Consider the following 7,038-nt stretch of genomic DNA (forward strand, 5'->3'; position numbering starts at 1 on the left):
ACGACGCGGCACCCACGGCCTGTTTCCGTACCTGCACAGACCTCAGTGGGGCCCCAGCACCAGTATGCCAGCCTTCGCCACATCGAAGTTGTAGCCCCCGGTGCCGCGCCACACGACCCAGGCCCGGTCTTCCATCTTGCGCACGCCGAGGTTGAAGCGCAGCCGCTTGCCCGGCGCCGGGGAGATGCCCGCCGCCGCCCAGGGGAGGCGCCATTCGCACTCCCAGCCCTTGTCGGTGCGCCGGGCGGCGTAGGTCATGCCCTGCCGCAGGCGCTCGGCCTGGGCGGCCGAGGCCCCGGCGATGGTCAGACTCTCAACCGTGCCGTCGGGGTAGCCGTACAGGTTCAGGATGGGCGTGGGAGGGGTCACCGTCCCCGGCTTGTCGCGGTCGGTGACCGCTCCCACATCCTGGAAGGCGATCTCCACACCGTCACGACTGCCCCAGCCGCCGGTCAGGACGATCTTGTCGGGCTGGCGTAGAGGGTTGCGGATTGCCAGCGTGAGCGCCTGGTCGTCGTAGGCGGCGCACGCGAGGCTGGGCAGGCCTGCCGTGTCGCCGCCGCTGTACTCCTCGCGGCATTCCATCACGGCCTTGGGGTCGTCCAGGGGCCACTCAGTCAGCACGCCGTCCACCTGGATGTCACTGCGCCGGGGAACACGGTACTCAGCCGGCACGCGGGGTTTGGCCTGGTATCCGGGCAGCTCGAAGTACCGCTCGGTGGTGAAGTCGCCCAGTCGCGCTGCTCCGGGAGCCTCGACGATGGGCCAGGTCGCGCGGAGCTCGGACTTGTACGGCCCGATCTGACCCAGGGGTATCTGCTGGAAGCCCAGCTTCAGTGCCGGCGATCCGGGCTTGAGACGGTAGTCATGCTTGGCGGGGTTGACGAACATCGGGTCGGCGATGACGGAGTGGGCGTCCTGACCGGTCTGGCGCCACTCGTCCCACGTCAGCATCCCGGCCTTCTCCGGGGTGCGGGTCAGCGAGAACTTGAGCGGCAGGTCCGGGGGCCCGTAGACGCAGTTGTGGTCGAACCGGAAGCCCTCGAAGGAGGCTTTGGAGCCGCGGAAGGTCCACACGAGCTGCCCGTTCCACCCCTTGCGGCGCTCGGTGTTGTACTTGCCGGGGTCCTGCGTGTAGTAGATGATGTTGCGGATGAACCTGCCGGGGGCGCAGGTGTGGTGGCTCGCCGCCTCATCGGTGTAGCTGCCCAACTCCGGGTAATGCTGCCGGTAGACGTCATAACCGCCCTGCTCGCGGAGCTTCTTGATGTAGGAGTACGACAGCTCATCGAGATCGGGGTAGTTGCCGCTGCTGATCTGGAAACCCGGCGCGTCCACCACGATGTTGTTTTCCCAGGTGTTGTCCCGACCCTCGTGGTTGAACAGGCCACAGACGGGCACATCGTAGAGCACGTTGCCGAACACGGTCATGCCGACCTCGGGGGCGTCGAGGTAGATGCCCCAGGTGAAGCCCGGGTAGTGGAACTTCACCTTCCCCTCGCGCACCGGCGACCACGAGTTCTCCTTCCCGAAGCCCCCGCAGTGGTGGAAGACATTGTAGCGGATGATGCTGCCACGCTGGGTGTAGTCGCGCGAGGACATGTACAGCCCGCCAGTGTCCTCGCTCCCCAGGTTGGTGTGGTGGACGATGTTGTACTCGACCACGTGGTCGTTGCCGCCCATCAGGATCGCCTGGTGGTAGCAGTCGTGGATCAGGTTGTGGGTGGCGCGATTGCCGACCCCCATCAGGTTCACGCCCGTGTTGTAGGTCCGCTGGAACTCCGCGATGTGGTGGATGTAGTTGTTGTCCGCAAAGCAGTCGCCGCGCTCAAGGGTCTTGCGGTTGCCGGCGTTGATGGCAACGCCGCCGGCGCCGGTGGCGGTGATGTCATTGCCCACGGCCCCGCACCTGCGCCCGCCGGTGACGCTCACAGCCCACGCGCCGCAGTTGCGGATGGTGCTCTGGGCGATCAGGCAGCGCTCACAGTCCTTCATCGTCACAGCGGTGGCATCGCAGGCCTCGATGGTGAAGCCGCGCACGGTCACATTCTCGGCCTGCTCCAGGGCGACGATGGTGCCGGTCACGGGGGCGTATACTCCAGTAGCGCGGGCGGCCTCGCCCGCGCCGGGCAGGCGAGCCGCCTGCCCTACTTGGCTGCCCTGCGGGGGCCAGAAGTACAGCACCTTCGTGCGCTTGTCGAGGTACCACTCCCCCGGCGCGTCCAGCTCCTCCAGCAGGTTGCGCACAAAGTAGCGATCTCCGACCATCAGTCCATAGCCCACGGGGCTGGCGAGGCTGATGACGTTCGTCGCCTTGTCGGCGGACTTGATTCCACAGGTGTTCCACGCCCAGCCGTACGCCGGGTGGATGCAGACCTGGGCGTCCTGCACGTTGGTCCAGGTAGGCTTGATGACATCATCCGTGGCGGTGAAGTGGTCCTTGCTCTTGGCGATGTTGTCGGAGACGGAGCGGTTCGTGGCCGGCGCGGGGTCGGTCGCCAGGACGTAGGCCCACTGCCCGAAGTGTGGGTCGCTCCGGTCGGCGTTGGGATAGCGCGCCATCTCCATGCGCTGCCCATCGCAGAAGAGCTGCCGGAAGGTGATGTTCTCCAGGGGCGTGCCCTTCAGGTCGCACTGGAGGATGCTGCCCTTCCAGGGCCGGAAGCCGGAGACCCGCCGCGCCCCGACGAGGACGGGCTTCTCACCGCGGTACGCACGGTAGACCACCGGCCGGGCCACGGTGCCCGAGTCCTCGGCCCCCAGCGTCAAGGGCGCCGTCAGCTCGTAGATGCCCCCACGCACATAGACCGTGACCGCCCCCGCGGCCTTGAGCTTCCGCGCCTCATCGCGAGCCCGCGCCAGCGTGGCGAAGGGCTTGGCCAGCGTCCCCGGATTGGCGTCATTGCCACCGGGCGCGACGAAGATAGACTGCTCGGCGGCGTGAGCGGTCGCGCACACTGTCAACAGGAGGACGAGTGAGAGCCATCGCATGTCGCACCTCGCGCGGCTGACGCCGCTGCATAGACTGCCTTCAGCGATACCCCCGCCTTCTCTGCCGCGGCCGCGCAGTCCTCGTACTCCGGCGCGGCGGTGAGTACCTTGCCGTCTCGCTTGCCCAGCTTCATCCGGATCGGGCCGTACGGCGTCTCCACCGTCACATGCTCGCGGTCGAGGCAGTCGCGCTCGACCCGCTGCCGCCGCATGCCCAGGCTCGTGGTGTGCATCAGGATGGCCTCGGCGACAGCGTCGGCCCGCTCCTCATGCACCAGCGCCGACAGCATCGTCGCCGGGCGGTTCTTCTTCATGAAGATCGGCGTGGCCCACACGTCCACTGCTCCGGCGGCGAAGAGCTTCTCCATCGCGTAGCCGAAAAACTCGCCGCTCATGTCGTCGAGGTTGGTCTCGAGGAGGACCATCGCCGCGTGCCCACATCGTGGCGCGTCCGGGACGTCCGCGCCCACGCGGCCCGGGGCACCGGCGGCCACGTAGCTCTCGCCCACGAACAACCGCACCAGGTTCGGGATCGGGAAGTCCTTCGTCCCTGCGCCCAGGCCGGTGGCGGTGACGGTCATCGCCGGGCGCTCCCCGACCTCGGCCAGCGCCACGGCCAGCCCGGCCCCGGTCGGGGTGACGGTCTCGCCCTCGAGGTCCAGCGGGTACGTCGGCACGCCCTGCAGCAGGTTCGCCACCGCCGGAGGGGGCACTGGCAGGCGGCCGTGCTGGGTGTCTACATAGCCATGGCTCACCGGCAGGGGCGAGCAGTAGAGCTTCTCCACGCCCAGCAAGTCCAGCCCGATGACGGCCCCGCACACGTCAATGACGGTGTCCATGCCCCCCAACTCGTGGAAGTGCACTTGCTCGCGCGGCACGCCATGGGCCTGGGCTTCGGCGGCCGCGATCCGCTCGACGACGCCGACGGCACGGTCGCAGAGGTCCGCGCGCAGGTTGCCGGCGCGGATGATCGCAATGACGTCGTCGGCGCTCATGCCGTGCTTGTGCTCACGCCCGTGGTTGTCGTGATCGTCACCGTGGTGGCGATGGTGATGCTCCTCTTCGACGTGCACCTTCAGGCCGCGCAGGCCGCTCTTGCGCACTTCCTCAGCCCGCAGCGTCCAGCCGTGCAGCGGCAGCCCGCGCAGCGCGGTCTCGATGGCCGCCAGGTCCGCGCCCGCGTCCACCAGCGCGCCCAGGAACATGTCGCCGCTCAGCCCACAGAACACATCCAGATAGGCAATCCGCAAGGTTCAGTTCTCCATTTCGGTTGAGGATCGGGATAGAGTTCGCGCTATGGAGCGGGCCAACCTCCGGCTCCCTGCACCATGCGCCCCGCAGAGGTGAGACGGCGCAGGGCGACGAACGAACCGACCATGAAGGCCCTGCGGAAGCACGAGGATGTGATCCAGCTCCTGTCCGCCCTCGCCGTCGCGGCGTTGGTGGGCCGGTGGCTGCACACGCGCGGCTGGCCGTGGGTAGAGTGGCTGCCGGCCGCGATCCTGGCCTTCTTCGGCGTCGGCTTCGTCTGGATCATCGTGTGGTTCCTGTGCCGCAAGCTCACCTACGGCAAGATGGCGGCCCGGAACAAGGCAGACCTGCAGGCCGGTGGCGACGGCTGGCCGGGACATGGAGGCGAGGGTCGAGGGTGAAGGGGCAAGGGTGGAGGGTAACGGCCAAGACACAGCCTCCGAGACACTCTCACAGCCCCGCTGCAGGACCCTTGACCCTTCACCCTTGACCCTCGACCCTGGACCCTCTACCCTCACCCCCATGCGCATTGGCTTCCATATCCCTGTGAGCGGCGGGCTGCAGAGCACCATGCGGGGCGCTCTGCAGCGACGCTGCCAGACGCTCCAGGTCTTTGCCGCAGCCCCGGTGCAGTGGCAGGAGCGGCGCTCCGATCCCGCGGAGGACGCGGCCTTCGTGGCGGCGCGGCGCCGGCACGACCTCCACCCACTCTTCGTCCATGCCCCCTATCTGCTGAACCTCGCCAGCCCGGACCGTGCACTGCGCGCCAGGAGCATCCGCCGGCTCGTCGCCGACATGCGGGTGGCCGGCGCGTGGCAGGCGGAGGGCGTCGTGCTGCACCTGGGCAGCGGCGGCCCCGACACGCCGCCACGGAAGGCGGTCCAGCGCGTCGCAACGGCCCTGCGGCAGGTGCTGCACGATACGGACGGGCCAACGCGACTGATCCTCGAGAACAGTGCCGGGCAGGGGAACATCGTCGGGGATACGCCGGAGGAGCTGGCGGAAGTGGTGAACCTCACCGGCGGCGAGCGCCTCGGCCTGTGCCTGGACACGGCCCACGCCTTCGCAGCCGGCTATGCCATACACACGCCGGAGGGGCTGGGCGCGCTGCTACGGCGGCTGGACAGACTAGTGGGGCTCGACCGGCTGCGGCTCATCCACGCCAACGACTCGCTGGGAGCGCTGGGGAGCAACCGCGACCGGCACTGGCACATTGGCCAGGGGGAGATCGGCCCGGCAGGCTGGCGGGCCATCCTGGCCCATGCGAGCCTGCGCCCGCTGCCGTTCGTCATGGAGACGCCAAAGGGGCTCAAGACGGCGCTAGAGGAAGACCTGCGGAACCTGCGGGCCTTGCGGCGGTACATCCCCCGGGAGATCAGGCCGCAACTGCCACGCAAACGGCTCTGAACAGGATGCAAGGATGAAAGGATGTGCAGGATACGGCATCGGCCTCGTCTCTGCCGTTCATCCCAACCATCCTTCCATCCTTACATCCTGTATGCCGTTCGCCGTTACATCCTGACCTCACAGAACTTCCGCTCCGCCGCGCTCTCCCTTGCCCTCAGGCATGTCAGCGCGCTCGTGATCCCGGCTGCGATCGGGCTGCGTGAGTTGCCCTGCTTCTGGACGATCTGCAGGAAGTCGTAGCAGAGCTGCGTGTCGCCGCCGAAGTGCCCCCCGCCGGCCTCGAAGCGGATCGTGTCATTGCGCAGGCTGTGGTGCTCGAAGACCTTGACCTCGCCGGTGTACCAGTCGAACTCGACGGTGCCGTGGTAGCCGAAGAAGCGCGCGCCACGCGCCCCGGCCTTGACGCGGGCGAAGAAGTTCTGCGAGTAGCTCGCCTGCACTCCGCTCTCAAACTCGACGATGGCGTTGCCGCTATCCTCGTTCTGGATGCTCTCCGAGAACATGCAGTGCATCCCCGCCCCGCGCTTGACCCCGTTGCCCTGCCCGCGCTTGTAGAACAGGTTGAACGGGCTCTCGATGCACGTCTCCTGCTCGTCGCAGTCATCGCACATCAGCCCCTCGGGCTTGTCGCCGCCGTAGACCCGCCGTGAGTTCATCGCGCACACCCACTTCGGCGTCGAGCCCAGCAGGTACGAGATATAGTCGAAGTCGTGGGTGGCCTTCTGCAGGAAGAGCCCGCCGGTCTCGTTGAAGTCCCGGTACCAGCCCCCGTAGTACACCCATCCATACGGCACGTTGTTCCAGGCCTGCACGTGCTCGATGCTGCCCAGGCGACCTGACTCGATGATCTCCTTGGTCGTCAGCGCCAGTGTCGTCAGGCGCAGCGGGAAGGAGACGACGACCTGGGGCGCGTAGTCGGCGAAGGCCTCGGCCAGCGCCCGCACCTGCTCCATGCTGGTGGCTACGGGCTTCTCCAGGAACAGCGGCAGCTTGCGCTGGGCGACCTTCAGCGCGCTCGGGGTGTGCAGCGAGCAGCGTGTACCGACGAGGACGCCGTCGAGTTGCTCCGTGTCGAGCATCTGGTCGGCGTCCTCATACAAGACTGTGTCCTTGAGGTCGTCGGCGAACTGATCCTTGTACTCCGGCCCCTTCGGGTCGGTGATGGCCGCGATGGTGAAGGGCACGTCGAACTGCTTCAGCCCGTTGATGATGCCGCGAATGCGGCCGCCGTAGCCGATGACTCCGAAACGTAGCATGGTGGACCTCACGATCAGTGTTGGCTCACAGGGTGGACACGATGACGGCCAGGGACAGACAGGATGCGGCAGCGGGATGCGCTACCGGCAGGACGTGGGAGCGGTCACCGACCGCGACCGTCGTGGGACTCGG

5 protein-coding genes are annotated in these 7,038 nt (G+C 67.6%); 2 read left to right on the plus strand and 3 right to left on the minus strand.

From position 1 onward, the window contains the following. Window positions 1-42: 42 nt before the first annotated feature. Together LLH23_19205 and larC are read right to left on the minus strand one after the other, a co-directional pair. Window positions 43-2,991 (minus strand): right-handed parallel beta-helix repeat-containing protein, encoded by a 2,949-nt coding sequence (locus LLH23_19205; GenBank protein MCE5240593.1) that lies wholly within the window; start codon window positions 2,989-2,991, stop codon window positions 43-45. Then, window positions 2,961-4,241, minus strand: a complete 1,281-nt coding sequence (gene larC / locus LLH23_19210) for a nickel pincer cofactor biosynthesis protein LarC (protein MCE5240594.1) — start codon at window positions 4,239-4,241, stop codon at window positions 2,961-2,963. Before larC ends, LLH23_19205 begins: the two co-directional genes overlap by 31 nt. 126 nt (window positions 4,242-4,367) lie before the next feature. Between larC and LLH23_19215 the strand changes: the two genes are divergently transcribed. Together LLH23_19215 and LLH23_19220 are read left to right on the plus strand one after the other, a co-directional pair. Next, entirely contained in the window at window positions 4,368-4,643 is a 276-nt protein-coding gene (locus LLH23_19215) for a hypothetical protein (protein ID MCE5240595.1), read from the plus strand. 121 nt (window positions 4,644-4,764) lie between these two features. Further along, the gene (locus tag LLH23_19220) at window positions 4,765-5,649 is read left to right on the plus strand and encodes a deoxyribonuclease IV (protein MCE5240596.1); all 885 of its coding nucleotides are present in this window, start codon (window positions 4,765-4,767) and stop codon (window positions 5,647-5,649) included. Between the two features lie 104 nt (window positions 5,650-5,753). Here the strand turns inward: LLH23_19220 and LLH23_19225 are convergent, their stop codons facing one another. Then, a complete protein-coding gene (locus tag LLH23_19225) occupies window positions 5,754-6,905 on the minus strand; it encodes a Gfo/Idh/MocA family oxidoreductase (protein MCE5240597.1) in 1,152 nt (383 codons plus the stop codon). Between the last annotated feature and the right edge of the window lie 133 nt (window positions 6,906-7,038).

It is taken from the genome of bacterium (genome assembly GCA_021372615.1).
Classification (GTDB): Bacteria; Armatimonadota; Zipacnadia; order Zipacnadales; family UBA11051; genus JAJFUB01.